Below are 16,904 nucleotides of genomic sequence, written 5' to 3'. Positions count from 1 at the left end.
ATCATTCCGCCCATCGTAGCGTCAAGCTGCATGGACGCGTCATCAGACGGTCCGGCCCGTGCGCAGCCGCCGGTAGTACAGCACCCCGAGCCCGAGGAGCAGGACGATGACGAGCACCCGCGTCGCCGGATGCGTGCCGATCGATCGGCTGGACGCCTGGTCCATCTCTGCCGAGCCGGAGACCGCTTCGTCCGTTGCGGGCGCTGTAGGTGTCGCGGACGGACGGGCGGAGGCTGTCGTGGTCGGCCTCTCCGCCGTCGGCTTCGCGGTCGGCTGTGCGGTCGGCTGTCCGGGCGACGTCGTCCTCGGCTCGGTCGACGGCGAGGCGGACGGAGACGGCAACTCCTCCTCCCGCAGGTCCTCGACGAGATCGGTCAGCGGATCCCAGCGGAAGGACGAGTACGCGAGCGATCCGGGGATCACCAGCAGATTCGTCCCCGGTTCGATGAGGTACCCCGTCGGAGGGTGGACGAGCCACCCGGTCCCGGGGTCGATCAGGAAGCCTGTCCCCGGATCGACGCCCGGAACAGGGACTTCCGCAGGAGGCTCCGCGGCCGGCGAGGGCTCCGGAGCTGGTGCGGGCGGAACGGGTGCAGGCTCCGGGACCGCCGGCCCCGGGTCGGGGGATGTGGGGGCCGGCTCCGGAGCGGGACTGAGCGACGGAGCAGGTGCCAGGGTCGCAGCAGCCGGCGGCGGCGTGACGACGGGTGTGGGGCCCGGTGTCTCCACGGCAACCCCCGGACCGGCCATGACGCCGAGCGTGAGGACGGCACCCGCGACGGCGGCAGGAGCGGTCAGCCGCACGGATCTGCGCTTCCCGCTCACGATCCACCATTCGGCGCCGACGACACGTAGTCGCGCAGGGTGTCGGTCTGCAAAGCCTCGGCGATCCGGGCGATGGCGGCGTCATCCTTGACAACGATCGACTGTCCGTCCGCCGAGGTCCCGGTACCCGACGTGGGAAGGGTGAAGAAGTCGATGTCACCGGAGCGGACCCCGCGCAGCGAGACGGCCAGCGATCCCAGGGTGGCTGAGTCGAGACCGGAGTCCACCGCCACGAAGGGGGACGTCCGATCGACCACGCCGTAGACCTTCCAAGGATCGGTGAGGGTGTCGGCGGTCAACAGCTTGCCCATCACGGCCTTGACGAACAGCTGCTGGTTCTTGACCCGCTGGTAATCGCCGTCGCTGAACGCATAGCGTTCGCGTACGAACTTGAGCGCCGATTCCCCCTGCAGGGTGATCGGTCCGGCACCGAAGGACTCCCCCTGACTGCCCCGCGACTGGAACGCGACCGGATTGTCCACCTGCACGCCGCCGAGTGCGTCCGTCAGGCCCTTGAACCCCTCGAAGTCGATGCTCGCCACGTGGTCGATGCGCGTGCCGAACAGGCCTTCGACGGTCTGCACTACGAGCGGGACGCCGCCGAGCGCCATGGCCGCGTTGACCTTGGCCTCGCCGTGTCCCGGTATGTCCGTCCACGTGTCACGCATGATCGACATGACCTGGATGTCCTGGCGGTCCGCGGGGACGTGCATCAGCATCATGGTGTCCGCGCGACTGTCCACAGGATCAGTGGAGGCGGTATCGCCCAGCTCTTCCGGCGTCGCCCGGGAATCGGTGCCGAGCAGGAGGATGTTGACCGCCCCTTCGGCCTCGGGCGCCACCGCGGGGCGCGATTCCTCCGCAGGGAAGGCTGTCTCGATCGTCTCGGAGCCGGCATCGAAGGAACGCGCGAGCGAGAACAGGTAGCCGCCGGCCACGAGGGCGGCGACGACGACGAGCGCACCGAAGACCAGCAGGGTGGTGCGCACGGGATGGCGCTGGCGCCTCCGTGTCACGCGCGCGTCGGTATCGTTCAGTGCCATCGGGGTCCCCCGTCGAGGAGCTGTGGTCGGGTCGGATTCGGACCAATGATACGGGGCCCACCCGGGAGGGCCGCCCAGCCGAACCGGGAACCCCTAGGGGACGAGCGCTCGGACATAGGCGGCGAGGCGGTCTGCCGCCAGCGCCGGCGTGAAGCCCGCCGCCTTGAGCTTCGCCAGGTCGAGTGTGCTCTGCAGCGGGCGCGGGGCCGCCTCCTTGCCCGCGAAGTACTCCTCCGTGCTGACGCCCGTGACGTCCTCCCGCTCCCGGCCGGAGAGGGCGAACACCTCCGCAGCGATCTCCGCCCAGCTCTGTGCGTCGCCGTCGTTCGTGACGTTGTAGGTGCCGTACGGTGCGCCGGTGCCGACAAGGTGCAGGATGGCCCCGGCGATGTCCTCGGTGAACGTGAGGCGGCCGATCTGGTCGTCCACCACGCTCGGCGAGATGCCGCGGCCCGCGAGGCTCGCCATGGTGCGCACGAAGTTCCCGCCTTCACCGATGACCCAGCTGGTGCGCACGATGTAGTGGCGCGGCACGGTCGCGACGATCGCGTCACCTGCGGCCTTGGTCTGCCCGTAGACACCGAGGGGACTGAAGGCCTCGTCCTCGTCATACAGTTCCCGCGATCCGTCGAAGACGTAGTCGCTGGAGACCTGCACGAGGGTGATGCGGTGCGCGGTGGCCACGCGCGCCAGGGCCGCGACCCCCGAGACGTTGACCGCCCAGGCCGCCGCGCGGCCCTCCGGGGTCTCCGCGGTATCGACGGCGGTGTAGGCCGCCGCATTGATGATGGTGTCGTAGCCCGTCCACGCTCGGGCGTCGTCGAGCCCGCCGCCGAGCAGGTCCAGCTCGGCGCGGCCGGCGAACTCCACCGACGGGTGCCCGTCGAGGGCCGTGCGCAGCGCCCGTCCCAGCTGTCCGTCGGCGCCGACGACGAGCGTGCGGCGCGGCGCGAGCGGTGTGACGTCGGCGAGCCGGGGGTGCTTCCGGTCCTTGTCGGACAGCTCGGCGTCCGCGAGCGGGATGGGCCAGTCGATCGCCGCCGTCTCGTCCGCGAGATTGAGGAACACGTACTGGTCCTGCGCGTCGGCCGACCAGTGGTCGTTGACGAGGTAGGTGTAGGCCGTGCCGTCCTCGAGGGTCTGGAAGGCATTGCCCACGCCGCGGGGGATGAAGATGGCGGTGGAGGGGTCCAGTTCGGCCGTGAAGACCGCACCGAACGAGGGTCCCTCGCGCAGGTCCACCCAGGCACCGAAGACGCGCCCTGTCGCCACCGAGATGAACTTGTCCCAGGGTTCGGCATGGATGCCGCGGGTCGTGCCGGCGGACTCGTTGAAGGAGATGTTGTTCTGCACGGGTCCGAAGTCGGCGAGGCCGGCGGCCGTCATCTTGGCCCGCTGCCAGTTCTCCTTGAACCAGCCGCGGTTGTCACCGTGGACCGGGAGGTCGAAGAGCACGACGCCGGGGATGGGCGTCCCGCGCGAGCCGAGGGGCTTCGAGAAGGTGGGGCCCACGGTCTACTGCCCCAGTTCGACGTACTTGGACTCGGTCACGGCCTTCTGCGGCCGCCACCAGGCCTCGTTGTCGCGGTACCAGGCGATGGTGTCGCGCAGGCCCTGCTCGAAGTGGTGGAACTCCGGCGCCCAGCCGAGCTCGGTCCGGAGCTTGGTGGAGTCGATCGCGTACCGCAGGTCATGGCCCGCCCGGTCCACCACGTGGTCGTAGGCCTCGGCAGGCTGTCCCATCTCGGTGAGGACGAGTTCGACGACGTCCTTGTTGTTCCGCTCCCCGTCGGCACCGATCAGGTAGGTCTGGCCGATCTCGCCCTTGTCGAGGATGGTCCACACAGCGGAGGAGTGGTCGTTCGCGTGGATCCAGTCGCGGACGTTCAGCCCCTCACCGTAGAGCTTGGGCCGGACACCGTCGATGACGTTGGTGATCTGGCGCGGGATGAACTTCTCGACGTGCTGGTAGGGGCCGTAGTTGTTCGAACAGTTGCTGATGGTCGCCTCGACGCCGAAGGACCGGGCCCACGCCCGCACGAGGAGGTCGGAGCCGGCCTTCGTCGACGAGTAGGGACTCGACGGGTTGTAGGGCGTCTCCTCGGTGAACCGTACGGGATCGTCGAGGTCCAGATCGCCGTAGACCTCGTCGGTGCTGATGTGGTGGAAGCGCGTGCCGTGGCGGCGGGCGGCCTCGAGCAGGGTGTAGGTCCCGATGATGTTGGTGTCCAGGAAGGGCCGCGGGTCGTGCAGGGAGTTGTCATTGTGCGACTCCGCGGCGTAGTGCACCACGGCGTCGGCGCGCTGCATCAGCGGATCGACGACGGCGGCATCGGCGATGTCACCGACCACGAGTTCGAAGCGGTCGGCGGGCAGTCCCTCGAGGGAGGCGTGGTTGCCCGCGTACGTCATCTTGTCGAGGACCGTGACGGAGACGTCCGTCTGCTCCATCAGGTAGTGCACGAAATTGGACCCTATAAAGCCGGCTCCGCCGGTCACCAGGAGATTCTTCACGTCCTGCACTGTACCCGGGGCGCGCCCTCCCGTCGCGTCACTCACGACTGGTGGCGGCCCCTCCTGCGGAGGGCGACGACCACCACGACGGCTACGACGGCGGCGACGAGACCCGCGCCGATCCAGACCGCGGGAGCGAGCGAGGAGGTGCGCTCCTCCTCGACCGCCACCGTGCTGCCGCTGGGCGAAGGGGTCGGCGAGGTGGTCGTCCGCGGCGTCGCGGTGACCGTCGCTTCCGGGGTGGCGGAGGGCAGGGTCGCAGGCGGGACGACGGCAGGGGGCGCGGACGACGGCGGGGCTGCTGTCACGGAGGCGGTGGCCGTCGCACTCGGGGTGGCCGTCGCCGTGGGTTGCGCGGCGGTCGGCGACGGCACGGGCCCCTCGTCCTCGATCGGTACCACCTGGTCGGTTGCGGCGTCGTACCGCTCGTTGGTGTAGATCAGCGTGTCCGCGAAGAGCAGGTACCCGGTGTCGGGTTCGATCAGGTGGCCGGTCCCCGGATGCACGAGGAAGCCTGTCCGGGCGTTGATCGCGAATCCCGTCGCGGGGTCGATCCCCGCCGTGGCGGTGGGATCCGGCACGGGCGGTGCGGGTTCGCCGAACGTCGCGTCCGGCTGCGGCTGCTCGACGACGTTCGGTCGCGGCTGCTCGACGACGTCGGGCTGCTGCTGGGCGACGACCGCAGGACGGGGCGCGACGGCGACGGCCGGCGCGGACGGGACGGCCACCGCGACCGCCGCGGCCACGACGAGGAGTGCACACGCGGCGGCGACCCGCGGACGGACGGTGGTACGGGGGTCAGGGGGGTAGGGCGCTGTCATTCGTCCTCGGCTCGATCTGCGCCGGGATGCTGGGGAAGCGCACCGGTCACGCGTGGGACCGTCAGCCTGAGCGCTGCGGCTCTCGAATCCTACTGGCGGTCGGCTCGTCGGCGCGGTCGGCCGGGTCCGGCGGCGGCCGCGTGTCGCAGCGGGCGGGGGCCGGGGATCGAATCGGAGGCTGCGGCCGCAAGCCGATGAAGCGCCGACCGCGCGGCGCGGGAAGGCCGGGGGCACGCACTAGGCTGGCTCCATGCGTGCTCTCCCCCGTGCCGTGGCCCTCCTGGCCGCCGCCGCGACCCTGCTGGTCGTGCTGCCCGGCTGCACGTCCGTCGTCGACGTCGACCCCGCGGCGGACGCCGCGAATGCCGACTGCGCGGACGTGATGATCGCCCTGCCGCCGCTGGTCGCCGAGAACGAGCAGCGGGACACGAACAGCCAGGCGACGTCGGCCTGGGGCGATCCGTCCCGGGTGGTGCTGCGCTGCGGCGTCGTCGTCCCCGGGCCGACCACCGATCCCTGCGTGACCGTGAACGACGTCGACTGGGTGGTCCGAGAGGGCGATCCTGCGTGGACCGCGACCACCTACGGGCGGGATCCCGCCGTCGAGGTCCTGTTCGATCCGGAGGAGGTGGCCTCCAGCACGGTCCTCGTGGAGCTGGGCGACGCCGTCTCGCGCGTCGAGCAGACCCGGGCCTGCGTGGGACTGTCCGAGGCCACCCCCGTACCCACCGGCGGCTGACGCCGGACCGACCGCACCAGCCGCGAACCGCCAGGAGGCACAGTGAAAGCCGAACAGATCTCCGATGTCTGCACCTTCCACGGCGAGGGACCCTACTGGGATCCGCGGCGGGGAGAACTGCTCCTCGTCGACATGATGGAGGGCGACGTCCTCCTGCGCCACGAGGACGGCAGCATCGACCGGCACGACGTGCATCCCCGCCTGGCCGGCGTGATCCGCGGCCGCGCTTCGGGCGGCTACGTCATCGGCGTGGAGCGTGGTTTCGTGTTCGCGGACGAGTCGCTCTCCGACCTGGAGCAGGGGCCGGAGGCCTTCGACGACCCCGCCGTCCGCATGAACGACGGCGGCTGCGACACGGCCGGCAGGTTCCTCTGCGGCTCGATGGGCTGGGAGGGCGGCTTCGGCGCCGGCACGCTGTACTCGCTGGACGGCGACCACTCGGTCTCGACGCTGCTCACCGGGATCACGGTGTCCAACGGCCTGCACTTCTCCCCCGACGGCGGCACCGCCTTCTTCAGCGACACCCCGACGGGCCGGATCGACGCGCTCGGGTACGACGTCGAGGCGGGGAGCTTCACGGACCGCCGCACCTTCGCCGTCGTCGAGCCCGCGCTGGGGATGCCGGACGGCATGGCGATCGACGCGGAGGGCGGTGTCTGGACCGCGCTGTACGGCGGGGGCGCCGTGGCGCGCTTCGATGCGTCGGGCAGGTTGTCGGAGCACATCCCCCTGCCCGTCACCAACGTGACGGCGTGCGCCTTCGGAGGAGCGGACCTCTCGACGCTGTTCATCACGACCACGCAGGAGAACATCCCGGCCGGGTCGGAGCCACTGGCGGGCGCCCTCTTCGCGGTGACGCCCGGTGTGGCAGGAGCACCGCTGCCGATGTTCCGGGGCTGAGTCCCCGGTCCGATCCGCCTCCGGAGCGATGATGCGTGGGGAGGACAGCCTCCCGCGGACGACCACTGTTATGCGTCCGAGGGAGGCTTGTCCCCCACATGTTCGTGTCCGCTCCGGCTGTGGATGGGTGCGTCCCGGACGGCGCGGACGGACGCTACAGGATGGGTTGTCCGCCCGTCACGGCGATGCGTGCACCGGAGACGTAGCTCGCTTCGTCCGAGGCCAGCAGCACGTACACCGGGGCGAGCTCCGCCGGCTGGCCTGCGCGCCGCATCGGAACCTGCTGCCCGAAGCTCTCCACCTGGTCCTCGGGCATCGTCGCCGGGATGAGCGGTGTCCAGATCGGTCCGGGCGCCACCGAATTAGCGCGGATGCCGCGCTCGGCGAGGAGCTGCGCCATGGCGGCCGTCATGTTCGCGATGCCGGCCTTGGTGGCCGAATAGGGCATGAGGGTGGGGACGGGGTTGTCCGAGTTCACCGAACTGGACCCGATGATCGCGCCGCCCGGGCCCATGTGCGGGAGGACCGCCTTCGTCAGGTGGAAGAACGCGCTGAGGTTGATGGCCAGGGTGCGGTCCCACTCCTCGTCCGGAATCTCCTCGATGCTCTCGTGCGTCATCTGGAAGGCGGCGTTGCTGACGAGGATGTCCACGCGCCCGAACTCCTGCACCGCCGTGTCGATCACGCCCCTGCACGTCGCCGGATCGGCCAGATCGCCGGGGAAGAGGACAGCGGTCCTGCCTGCCTCCTCGACCCAGCGCGCGGTCTCGCGGGCGTCGTCGTCCTCGTCCAGATAGCTGATGAGGACGTCCGCGCCCTCCCTCGCATACGCGATGGCGACCGCGCGACCGATGCCGCTGTCACCGCCGGTGATGACCGCCTTCTTGCCGGCGAGGCGGCCCGAGCCGCGATAGGACTGTTCGCCGTGATCGGGCGCGGGCTGCATCGCATCGGTGGTTCCGGGTGGGTCCTGCTGCTGCACTGACTGGCTCACTGTTCCTCCTGGTGTCTGCTGGGTTTCTCCCGCGGGCACTCCCTGTCCATCGGAGACCGGTAGCGCACGTTCCTTGCCCCCTCACCATAAGCAGCCTTAGTAGTTGAGGAGAAGCGGATATCAGGTCCGGGAACCCGTTGCGCAGGAGGACCCGCAGCAGCCATGCACCAGCCGGCCGAGTACATCCTGCCGCTGAGGTGGACCGACGGGGCCCCCCGATGAGCTGGCCCGCTACCTGTCCCGGCTGATGCGGTGGGTCGACGTCACGGTGGTCGATGGATCCGCCGACGCGTCCTTCCGGCGTCGCGCCCGGTGGGTACAGTACCGACGCCCTGTTCGAGAACCTCGAACTGGTCCGGACCATCCGTGCTGCCAGTGGGAGGGAGGCCCGGGCGGACGATCTCTTCGTGCGTCGTCTTCTCTATACCGCGCAGCACGTCCTGCGGCAGCCCGTGCGGCAGGCCTATGACAGCGTGGCGCAGCCGGCGCGCCTTCTGGCGGAACTCGGCGTCCTGCCCGCGCTGGTCCTCATCCGTCCCGACGGATTGCAGCTCGCCGGGCTGGCCTGCGGCGTCGCCGCCCTGCGGAGCTGGGCCGGCGACGGCGGAGTGGGCGGGCGGTGCATCCACCCGCTGCTGCGCTGTGGGCACCGCTGTGGCTCGCGGAGCGGTCCATGTACAGCTGGCTCGCCGTCCTGAGCAGGGCGCGCGGTGGGGTGCGGTACACCAGCGGACGGATGCGGCTGGCAGCGCACTCCGAGCGCCAGGTGCGCAGACGCGTCCCGGCGATCCGCCGGCCGGACGGACCACAGGAGCCCCCACCCGTCGGGCGGTGGATCGCCGACGTGGGCCCGGAACCGCGCTAGCCGGCCAGGCTGTCGAGCTTCCCCTTCATCCCGTTCAACGCCGGATCACGCAGCGCGTCGAACGCCGGCCGAAGGAGGGGCTGTGCGATCTTCAGCATCCCCTTCAGGTCGAATTCCGCGGTGTAGGTGACATCGCTGCCGCCCGGGATGGACGTCGAGGGGACCACGTCCATCGCATCGGAGGCGACGAGAGTCTTATTCTCCCCGCGCAACCGGATGTGCCCGGGCCGCAGCTCGATGATCTCGTACTCGATCGGCCGGCGCTTGCCACGGAACTCGGCCTCGGCGTGGTAGCGGTGCCCCACGGCAGCCGGTCCGTCGGACCGCTTCCCGACGACGGGAGTCCCGGGATCCCAGGTGCTCGTGTTCTCGAACTCGGAGAGGAAGGCGAAGGCCCGCTCGGGAGGAAGGACGGTGCTGATGGATCCTCTGACGGTGATCATGGCACCACCCTACAAGGGTGTCGGTGACGGTAAGTAGACTGATGGCTCACGCCCCACGACGAAGAGGAACACACATGGCAGACACACTGGGAAGCCCGACCTCCGAGCCCGACGGCGGTTTCGAGCGCGATCCCTCCGACTGGGTCACCGGCGACGAGCCCATGACCGCGGCTCAGCGCAGCTACCTCGACACCCTCGCCCGCGAGGCCGGCGAGGAGATCCCCGCAGACATCAACAAGGCCGAGGCGTCCGAGCACATCGACAGGCTCCAGGGCAAGAGCAAGAGGCTCGACGAGGGATCCTGATCTCCCGGCACGCCTCGGTACCGATCGGGTCCCACGGTGCAGCGGCTTCCAGCCGCGGCGCCGTGGGATTCGTTCGTCCGGCGTCCGTCACCCTCGTCAGCGCACCGCGGCGAAGTTGAACTCCGTGCAGATGTCCTGTCCGAACACGAAGCGCCGCACGGGGGCGCTGCGGGCCTCGTCGAGGGCATCCGAGCCGCTGAACCGGATGCCCGGCACGCCGTCGCCCACGAGGACGGGCGCGGTGGTGAGGTAGAGCCTGTCGAGCAGCCCGGCGTCGAGGAAACGGGACACCGTCTTCCCGCCCCCCTCGATCAGCACCTTCCGCAGCCCCCGCGCCTGCAGGATGTCGAGGACGCGCCGGGGAGCGAAATCGTCCTCCGCGAGCCGGACCACCTCGACGGACGCGGGCAGGCCCGTCGGGACCACCGCTCCGAATCCCGTGATCCACAGGGTCGGGACGCCGTCGTCGGCGAGGACGCGTGCCTGCACACCGACCTTCGCGCCGGCGTCGAGCACCACGCGCACGGGGCTCGTGCCGGAGACGTCCTCGACAGCGAGCGAGCAGTCCTCCGCGAGGACGGTCGACGCCCCGACCACGACGGCGTCCACGAGAGCCCGCAGGCGCTGCAGGTGGCCGTGATCGCCCCGGTCCTCGTGCAGCCCGGCGTCACCCGTCCGCGAGGCGATGAACCCGTCGAGGCTCTGCCGCAGCTGCCCGATGACGAGCTGCCCGGTGGCACCGGCCACGTAGCCGTAGCGGTGGGCCAGCTCCTCGGCCTCACCGGGCGGCGGTGCAGCGGGCACGATGCCGTCCAGCAGCAGGTCCCAGGCGTCGGCGACCGGCGCGGCGTCATGGCGCATCCGGGCCCGCTTCGTCGCCAGGTAGCGTGCGTTCTCCGAGCGCTCGGACACCACGAGCCCCCGCCGCTCGACGACACGGATCCCCAGGTCCGCCAGGGCCTCCTCCTTGGCGGGATTCCCGGAGAGGAGGCGCACGGCCCTGATCCCGAGGTCCTGCAGGATCTCGGCGGCCTGGTCGTACCGGCGCGCGTCGACCGGCAGACCGAGCGCGGTGTTCGCATCCACGGTGTCGATCCCCTGGTCCTGGAGTGCGTACGCCTTGAGCTTCGCGAGCAGGCCGATCCCGCGACCCTCGTGTCCACGGACGTACACCACGGCGCCACGACCCTCGCGGGCGATCTCCGCGAGCGCAGCGTCGAGCTGCTCCCCGCAGTCGCAGCGCCATGATCCGAGGGCATCCCCGGTCAGGCACTCGCTGTGGACCCGCACGAGCGGCGGCGCCGCGGACATGTCGGTCGCGTCGTCGTCGATCCCCTGAGCGAGCACCACGTGCTCCGTCCCGCCGCCGTCGCGGTACCCGACCAGCCGGAAGGTCCCGTGCCGCGTGGGCAGCACGGTCTCCGCGACCCGCTCCACGCTGGCGGGGACGGACGGGGACCCGGACGGGAACGCGGACGGGAAGGAGCGGACGGGCTGGGCGGGCATGCAACAACCTTAGGAGCGGTGCGGAACAGGGCGAAAACGTGCGTCATGCTTTGAACGGGATCGGCGGACGGTTTATTGCTCCTGCGCGGGCCGCCGCACGCCGGCCGCGGCTCGTCCGAGGACGTCGCGGAGGGCGAGCACGGCGGGTCTGCGCGCGCCGGCCCGGCGTGCCGAGGTGAAGATGGATCGCCGCGGGTCCTCGTCGAGGTCGAGGAGCCGGACGGGGACGCTCCGCCCGGTCCACACGAGATCCGGCATGAGCGCGACGGCGTTGCCGGACTCGATGAGCCGGATCTGGGCCTGGAGATCGGCGGTCTCGTAGCGCACGTCCGGTTCGAACCCGGCACGGCGGCATGCCTGCTCCGCCCAGTGGCGGGACGCGGCACCCCTCGGTTCCATCACCCAGGCCGCGTCCGCGGCATCCGCCACCGTGGTGATGGCCGTGACGGCGCGTTCCCCTGCCCGCGGGACGGCGAGGCGGATCGCGTCCTGGGTGAGCGGTACGTGGTCCAGTTCCGCATGGCGCGGGGCGGCGTGCCCGGGGTACTGCTCGGCGATGACGAGATCGAAGTCGCGGGCGAAGGTCTCGTACAGCGCCCTCTCCGGTTCGCGCTGCACCATCTCCACCCGGACCTCGGGGTAGTCCCGGTTCATGGCCGTCAGGGCGTCGGGCATCAGCGCGAGCGCCGCGGACTGGAACACGGCGACCCGCACGGTCCCCGAGACCGTGGTCAGCGACGCCGCGAGGTCGGCCTCGGCCCGCTCCAGGGTTTCGAGCAGTTCCGCCGTGTGCGCGACGAGCACCTCGGCCTGCGGCGTCAGGACCACGCGCCGTCCGGTCTTCCGCAGGAGTTCGACGCCCACTTCCTTCTCCAGCAGGGCCAGTTGCTGCGACACGGAGGACGGGCTGTAGCTGAGGGCCGCGGCGACGTCGGCGAGCGTGCCGCGGATCTTGAGCTCCCTGAGCAGGCGCAGTCTCCGCAGGTCCAGCACCGTGCCTCCAGGGGTCGTTCCCGCGGTCCCGGTTCTTCGGTTCCGCTGACGAATACCCTTCGGTATTCATCGCTTTTCCCCATCCTACGGCCGGTCGATACTGGGACGTGAAGTAGCTGCTTCATCCTGTGCCCGGCGTGAGCCGACCGACCGAGAGCCGTTGCCATGACAACCCAGATCCCGCCCCGCGAGGGCTTCGCCGCCACAGCGGCCACCCCCGACCCGTCCGTCGACACCCACCCGGTGAACGACGGCGGCCCCACCCGCTTCCTCGCCGTGCCCGGCGGGACCACCGAGATCCCGGCGACGCTGCCCGAGGAATCCGTCGCGCTCGTGCGGCGCTGGCTTACCGAGGCGTCGAAGGTGCCCGTGGACGCCTCCGCACAGCAACTGGCAGGCGTCCTGAAGGATCCGAACGGACTGGCCTTCACGGTCGGCTTCGTGGACGGCGTCATCCGTCCGGAGGACCTCTCGGTCGCGGCGCGCAACCTCGGCGCCATCGCGCCCATGGTGCCCGGCTTCCTCCCCTGGTACATGCGCGCCGCCGTGAAGATCGGCGCCGGCGTCGCCCCCGTCCTCCCCCAGGTGGTCATCCCGATCGCGCGGCGCGTGCTGCGCGAGATGGTGGGACACCTCATCATCGACGCCTCGGAGGCGAAGCTCGGCCGCTCGATCGCGAAGATCCGGCGCGAGGGGGTCCGCCTGAACGTCAACCTCCTCGGTGAGGCCGTGCTGGGCGACCGTGAGGCCGAGCGCCGCCTCGAGGGGACCGTCCGCCTGCTCGAGCGCCCGGATGTCGACTACGTGTCCATCAAGGTGTCCTCCACCGTGGCTCCGCACCCCGCGTGGGCGTTCGAGGAGGCCTTGGAGCACGTGGCCGAGAAGCTGACGCCCCTCTACACCCTGGCCGCACGGTCCGGGTCGAGGAAGTTCATCAACCTCGACATGGAGGAGTACAAAGACCTCGACCTGACGATCGCGGTCTTCACCAAGATCCTGGACCGTCCCGAGTTCCTCGACCTGGAAGCCGGGATCGTGCTGCAGGCCTACCTGCCGGATTCGCTCGCAGCGATGATCCGCCTCCAGGAGTGGTCCGCCGCCCGGCGGGCGCGCGGTGGAGCGGGCATCAAGGTGCGCGTCGTCAAGGGCGCGAACCTGCCCATGGAGACCGTGGAAGCCTCGCTGCACGACTGGCCGCTCGCCACCTGGGGCTCCAAGCAGCAGTCCGACACCCACTACAAGCGCGTCCTCAACTACGCACTGCAGCCCGGCCGGGTGGAGAACGTCCGGATCGGCGTGGCCGGCCACAACCTCTTCGACCTCGCCTTCGCCTGGCTCCTCGCCGGCGACCGGGGCGTGCGGCACGGGATCGAGTTCGAGATGCTCCTCGGCATGGCCCAGGGGCAGGCCGAGGCGGTCAAGCGCGATGTGGGCTCCCTCCTGCTCTACACACCCGTGGTGCACCCGAGCGAGTTCGACGTCGCCATCGCCTACCTGATCCGCCGTCTGGAGGAGGGCGCGAGCCAGGACAACTTCATGTCCGCCGTCTTCGAGCTCACCGAGAACGAGGCCCTGTTCGAGCGCGAGAAGAACCGGTTCCTCGCCTCGCTGGGCGATCTCGACGACACCGTTCCGGCGCCGAACCGCCGGCAGGATCGCACCCGTCCCGAGCCTGCCCACCCGGGCACCGGCTTCGTGAACACCCCGGACACCGATCCCTCGCTCCCCGCAAACCGCGCCTGGGGCCGGGCCATCCTGGATCGCGTCCCCACCTCGCAGCTCGGGAACGACCTCGTGGCAGCGACGACGCTCACCCGCGCCGAGGACCTCGAGGACGCCGTCGCCGGTGCCGTCGCGGCGTCGGGTGAATGGGGCTCCCTGACCGGTGCCGAGCGGGCCGTGATCCTGCACCGGGCCGGCGACGCCCTCGAGGCCCGGCGTGCCGAGCTCATGGAGGTCATGGCCGCCGAGACCGGCAAGACGCTGGACCAGGCCGACCCGGAGATCTCCGAGGCCGTCGACTTCGCCCACTACTACGCGGAGCGTGCCCGCGACCTCGACGACGTCGACGGTGCCGCCTTCTCCCCGGTACGGCTCACCGTCGTCACCCCGCCGTGGAACTTCCCCGTCGCGATCCCGGCCGGCTCCACCCTCGCCGCCCTCGCCGCCGGCTCGGCGGTCATCATCAAGCCCGCCTCCCAGGCCCGCCGCTCCGGTTCGGTCATGGTGGACGCCCTCTGGGCGGCCGGTGTGCCGCGCGAGGTCCTGCGCCTCGTGCAGCTCGAGGAGAACGAGCTCGGCCGCCGGCTCATCGCCGACCCGCGCGTGGACCGGGTGATCCTCACCGGTGGATACGAGACCGCGGAACTCTTCCGCTCCTTCCGGACGGACCTGCCGCTACTCGCCGAGACGTCGGGCAAGAACGCGGTGATCGTGACGCCGAGTGCCGACCTCGACCTCGCGGCGAAGGACGTGGCGCAGTCGGCCTTCGGGCACGCAGGGCAGAAGTGCTCGGCGGCGTCGCTCGTGATCCTCGTGGGAAGCGCCGCCACATCGCACCGCTTCCGCAATCAGCTGCTGGACGCCGTCGCCTCCCTCACCGTGGGCTACCCCGAGGACCCCACCACGCAGATGGGGCCCGTCATCGAACCGGCCGCGGGCAAGCTCCTCGACGGGCTGACGACCCTCGGCGAGGGTGAGTCCTGGCTGATCGAACCGCAGAAGCTCGATGCCGGCGGTCGGCTCTGGAGCCCCGGCGTCCGTGACGGCGTGAAGCGCGGGTCCACCTACCACCTCACGGAGTACTTCGGGCCGATCCTCGGCATCATGACGGCCGCCACCCTCGAGGAGGCCATCGCGCTGCAGAACGACATCGACTACGGCCTCACCTCGGGCATCCACTCCCTCGACAGCAAGGAGATCGCCATCTGGCTGGCCGATGTCCAGGCCGGGAACCTGTACGTCAACCGCGGGATCACCGGCGCGATCGTGCAGCGACAGCCGTTCGGCGGGTGGAAGAAGTCGGCGGTCGGCGCAGGGACGAAGGCCGGAGGCCCCAACTACCTCGCGGGTCTCGGCTCCTGGTCGGCCAGGGAGTCCACCGCCGACGCCGCGCCGCTGGCCGGCGCCGCTCCCCTGCTCACGGCGGCCCGGTCCGCGGGACTGCCGGAGGCGGACCTCGCCCGGCTGGCGCGCTCGGCGGCGTCGGACGCCGAGGCGTGGACCGGCGAGTTCGGTGCCGTGCGGGACGTCTCCGCGCTCTCGGCCGAGCGCAACCTCTTCAGGTACGTCGCCCACCCGGTCACCGTCCGGCTCGCGGAAGGTGCGCCGGTCTCCGATCTCGTCCGCGTGCTGCTGGCCGCCCGCGCCGCCGGCGCCCCGGTCTCCGTCTCGAGCGCCGTCGAGCTGCCTGCGGCGCTCGGCCCCGTCGTCGCCGCGCAGGCCGAGAGCCTCACGACGGAGGACGATGCGGCCTGGCTCGCCACTACGTCGACCTCGGCGGCACGCCGCGTCCGACTCATCGGAGCCGGCGCGTCCGAGCTCGCCGCCGCGACGGGCGGACGCCCGGACCTCGCGGTCTACGCACAGCCGGTGACGGAGTCGGGGCGCGTGGAACTCCTGCCGTTCCTGCAGGAACAGGCGATCAGCATCACCGCTCACCGCTTCGGTACGCCGAACGCGCTGACGGAGGGAATCATCCCGTCCCACCGGGAGCGGTCGGTGTAGCCCACCGCCTCTGGCAGAATCGGTCCGACACTACTCGAGCCCGTCCAGGGCGGCCGGAAGGATCTGCCCCGTGGGAGATGCCAGCAGCACCCCACCCCGGGATCCACGGCGTCGGGCGTGGGTCCCGGGTCTCCTCGTCATGGCGGGCGGCGTTGCCATCACGCTGTTCCTAGCATCCCTCCAGACGCTCCTCGGGGCCCTCGTCATCGCGCTGCTCCTCGGGATCCTCCTCGGGAACTCCGGGCTGTACACGGCCTCCCTGCGCCCGGGGATCGGCGGAGGGACCAAGCGGCTCCTGCGCGCGGGCGTGGTGCTGCTCGGACTCCAGCTGGCTCTGCCCGACATCCTCGCGCTCGGGCCGCAGGTCATCCTGCTGATCGTCGCGTGCGTCGTCCTCAGCTTCTACGGAACCCTCTGGCTGGGGCGGCGCTTCGGACTGAGCCGCTCCGGATCCCTGCTCATGGCGGCCGGCTTCTCGATCTGCGGAGCGTCGGCCGTCGCCGGGATGCAGGGCATCGTCGAGGCGGACGACGACGAGGTGGCCTCCGCCGTCGCGATGGTGACCCTCTACGGCTCCCTCATGATCATCGTCCTGCCCCTGGCGAACGCCGCGATCGGCCTCGATGCGACCCGCTTCGGGGTCTGGTCCGGGCTGGCCGTCCACGAGGTCGCGCAGGTCGTCGCGGTGGCGAGCACGGCGGGCACCGTGGCGCTGGCGTCGGCCACGGTGGTGAAGCTCGGTCGCGTCCTCATGCTCGCGCCGGTGGCCGCCATCGCCAGCATCGGTGAGCGACGTCGCTCCTCCGCAGGCCTGCACGCCGCGACGACCGAGGCCGGTACCGTGTGGCCGAACGCCTCGACGCCCGGTCCGACGACCGGCGGGAGGATGGTGGCGGGTTCCTCGGACACGGGCGCGGCCCGTCGCTCCACACCCGTGGTTCCGCTCTTCGTCGTCGGTTTCCTCGCGATGGTGGTCCTGCGATCGCTCGGGGTCCTCCCGCAGCCCGCCCTGGACATCGGCCGGACCGTCACGACCATCCTGCTCGCTGCGGGCATGTTCGGCCTGGGGGCGGGCATCGACCTGCGGAGACTGCTGCGCACCGGCGGGCGCTTCGCCGCCGTGGGTGCCGCGGCGACCACCCTGCTGGCGGGGCTGTCACTCCTGGGCGTCGTCGTCCTCACCTGAGGGCCGACCCTTCACCGCGACGTCGGCGCAGCGTGCACCGCGAC

15 protein-coding genes are annotated in these 16,904 nt (G+C 71.0%); 6 read left to right on the top strand and 9 right to left on the bottom strand.

Translation table 11 applies throughout. The annotated features are described in order from the left end of the window. Positions 1 to 42 precede the first annotated feature (42 nt). From ASF21_RS10820 to ASF21_RS16875, 5 genes are all read right to left on the bottom strand, one after another. Positions 43 to 825 (bottom strand): hypothetical protein, encoded by a 783-nt coding sequence (locus tag ASF21_RS10820; protein ID WP_055770628.1) that lies wholly within the window; start codon positions 823 to 825, stop codon positions 43 to 45. Next, complete coding sequence (locus ASF21_RS10815) at positions 822 to 1,868, bottom strand: LCP family protein (RefSeq protein WP_055770625.1); 1,047 nt, start codon at positions 1,866 to 1,868, stop codon at positions 822 to 824. The genes ASF21_RS10820 and ASF21_RS10815 overlap by 4 nt, the downstream gene beginning before the upstream one ends. 93 nt (positions 1,869 to 1,961) lie before the next feature. Then, the gene (locus ASF21_RS10810; RefSeq protein WP_055770622.1) at positions 1,962 to 3,380 is read right to left on the bottom strand and encodes a sugar nucleotide-binding protein; all 1,419 of its coding nucleotides are present in this window, start codon (positions 3,378 to 3,380) and stop codon (positions 1,962 to 1,964) included. 3 nt (positions 3,381 to 3,383) lie between these two features. Further along, positions 3,384 to 4,382, bottom strand: a complete 999-nt coding sequence (gene rfbB, locus ASF21_RS10805; protein WP_055770877.1) for a dTDP-glucose 4,6-dehydratase — start codon at positions 4,380 to 4,382, stop codon at positions 3,384 to 3,386. Between the two features lie 41 nt (positions 4,383 to 4,423). Beyond that, positions 4,424 to 5,203: a hypothetical protein gene (locus ASF21_RS16875; RefSeq protein ID WP_055770619.1), complete on the bottom strand. Its 780-nt coding sequence runs from the start codon at positions 5,201 to 5,203 to the stop codon at positions 4,424 to 4,426. Positions 5,204 to 5,453: 250 nt separating this feature from the next. Here ASF21_RS16875 and ASF21_RS10795 point away from each other — a divergent pair, with 250 nt between their 5' ends. Both ASF21_RS10795 and ASF21_RS10790 read left to right on the top strand, forming a co-directional pair. After that, positions 5,454 to 5,942, top strand: coding sequence for a DUF3515 family protein (locus ASF21_RS10795; protein ID WP_055770615.1), 489 nt, complete (start codon positions 5,454 to 5,456; stop codon positions 5,940 to 5,942). 42 nt (positions 5,943 to 5,984) lie between these two features. Next, positions 5,985 to 6,842 carry an SMP-30/gluconolactonase/LRE family protein gene (locus ASF21_RS10790; protein WP_055770611.1) on the top strand — a complete coding sequence of 286 codons (858 nt, stop codon included), beginning with the start codon at positions 5,985 to 5,987 and terminating at the stop codon, positions 6,840 to 6,842. Between the two features lie 154 nt (positions 6,843 to 6,996). Here the strand turns inward: ASF21_RS10790 and ASF21_RS10785 are convergent, their stop codons facing one another. Then, positions 6,997 to 7,836 carry an SDR family oxidoreductase gene (locus ASF21_RS10785; protein WP_235498818.1) on the bottom strand — a complete coding sequence of 280 codons (840 nt, stop codon included), beginning with the start codon at positions 7,834 to 7,836 and terminating at the stop codon, positions 6,997 to 6,999. A gap of 275 nt (positions 7,837 to 8,111) precedes the next feature. Here ASF21_RS10785 and ASF21_RS16870 point away from each other — a divergent pair, with 275 nt between their 5' ends. Then, positions 8,112 to 8,534, top strand: coding sequence for a hypothetical protein (locus ASF21_RS16870; protein ID WP_157365853.1), 423 nt, complete (start codon positions 8,112 to 8,114; stop codon positions 8,532 to 8,534). Positions 8,535 to 8,697: 163 nt separating this feature from the next. Here the strand turns inward: ASF21_RS16870 and ASF21_RS10770 are convergent, their stop codons facing one another. Beyond that, a complete protein-coding gene (locus ASF21_RS10770) occupies positions 8,698 to 9,144 on the bottom strand; it encodes an SRPBCC family protein (RefSeq protein WP_055770602.1) in 447 nt (148 codons plus the stop codon). 74 nt (positions 9,145 to 9,218) lie between these two features. Here ASF21_RS10770 and ASF21_RS10765 point away from each other — a divergent pair, with 74 nt between their 5' ends. Next, complete coding sequence (locus tag ASF21_RS10765; protein WP_157365852.1) at positions 9,219 to 9,449, top strand: DUF3072 domain-containing protein; 231 nt, start codon at positions 9,219 to 9,221, stop codon at positions 9,447 to 9,449. A gap of 96 nt (positions 9,450 to 9,545) precedes the next feature. On the opposite strand, the gene ribA is transcribed toward ASF21_RS10765, so the two are convergent. Together ribA and ASF21_RS10755 are read right to left on the bottom strand one after the other, a co-directional pair. Further along, positions 9,546 to 10,955 carry a GTP cyclohydrolase II gene (gene ribA / locus ASF21_RS10760; protein ID WP_055770596.1) on the bottom strand — a complete coding sequence of 470 codons (1,410 nt, stop codon included), beginning with the start codon at positions 10,953 to 10,955 and terminating at the stop codon, positions 9,546 to 9,548. 72 nt (positions 10,956 to 11,027) lie between these two features. Then, entirely contained in the window at positions 11,028 to 11,948 is a 921-nt protein-coding gene (locus tag ASF21_RS10755) for a LysR substrate-binding domain-containing protein (protein WP_055770593.1), read from the bottom strand. Positions 11,949 to 12,113: 165 nt separating this feature from the next. Here ASF21_RS10755 and ASF21_RS10750 point away from each other — a divergent pair, with 165 nt between their 5' ends. Both ASF21_RS10750 and ASF21_RS10745 read left to right on the top strand, forming a co-directional pair. Then, positions 12,114 to 15,674: a bifunctional proline dehydrogenase/L-glutamate gamma-semialdehyde dehydrogenase gene (locus ASF21_RS10750; protein ID WP_082471447.1), complete on the top strand. Its 3,561-nt coding sequence runs from the start codon at positions 12,114 to 12,116 to the stop codon at positions 15,672 to 15,674. 70 nt (positions 15,675 to 15,744) lie between these two features. Further along, positions 15,745 to 16,860, top strand: a complete 1,116-nt coding sequence (locus tag ASF21_RS10745) for a YeiH family protein (RefSeq protein WP_055770590.1) — start codon at positions 15,745 to 15,747, stop codon at positions 16,858 to 16,860. Positions 16,861 to 16,904: the final 44 nt, after the last annotated feature.

Origin of the sequence: Arthrobacter sp. Leaf234 (assembly GCF_001422665.1) — a bacterium.
Classification (GTDB): domain Bacteria; phylum Actinomycetota; class Actinomycetes; order Actinomycetales; family Micrococcaceae; genus Arthrobacter_D.
This window is presented reverse-complemented; position numbering and strand designations above follow the sequence as displayed.

Bases quoted from the DNA above. Each gene is read 5' to 3' on its own strand.
- ribA (WP_055770596.1), bottom strand. From the start codon at position 10,955: ATGCCCGCCCAGCCCGTCCGCTCCTTCCCGTCCGCGTTCCCGTCCGGG.
- ASF21_RS10770 (WP_055770602.1), bottom strand. From the start codon at position 9,144: ATGATCACCGTCAGAGGATCCATCAGCACCGTCCTTCCTCCCGAGCGG.
- ASF21_RS10750 (WP_082471447.1), top strand. From the start codon at position 12,114: ATGACAACCCAGATCCCGCCCCGCGAGGGCTTCGCCGCCACAGCGGCC.
- ASF21_RS16870 (WP_157365853.1), top strand. From the start codon at position 8,112: ATGGATCCGCCGACGCGTCCTTCCGGCGTCGCGCCCGGTGGGTACAGT.
- ASF21_RS10765 (WP_157365852.1), top strand. From the start codon at position 9,219: ATGGCAGACACACTGGGAAGCCCGACCTCCGAGCCCGACGGCGGTTTC.
- ASF21_RS10795 (WP_055770615.1), top strand. From the start codon at position 5,454: ATGCGTGCTCTCCCCCGTGCCGTGGCCCTCCTGGCCGCCGCCGCGACC.
- ASF21_RS10815 (WP_055770625.1), bottom strand. From the start codon at position 1,868: ATGGCACTGAACGATACCGACGCGCGCGTGACACGGAGGCGCCAGCGC.
- ASF21_RS16875 (WP_055770619.1), bottom strand. From the start codon at position 5,203: ATGACAGCGCCCTACCCCCCTGACCCCCGTACCACCGTCCGTCCGCGG.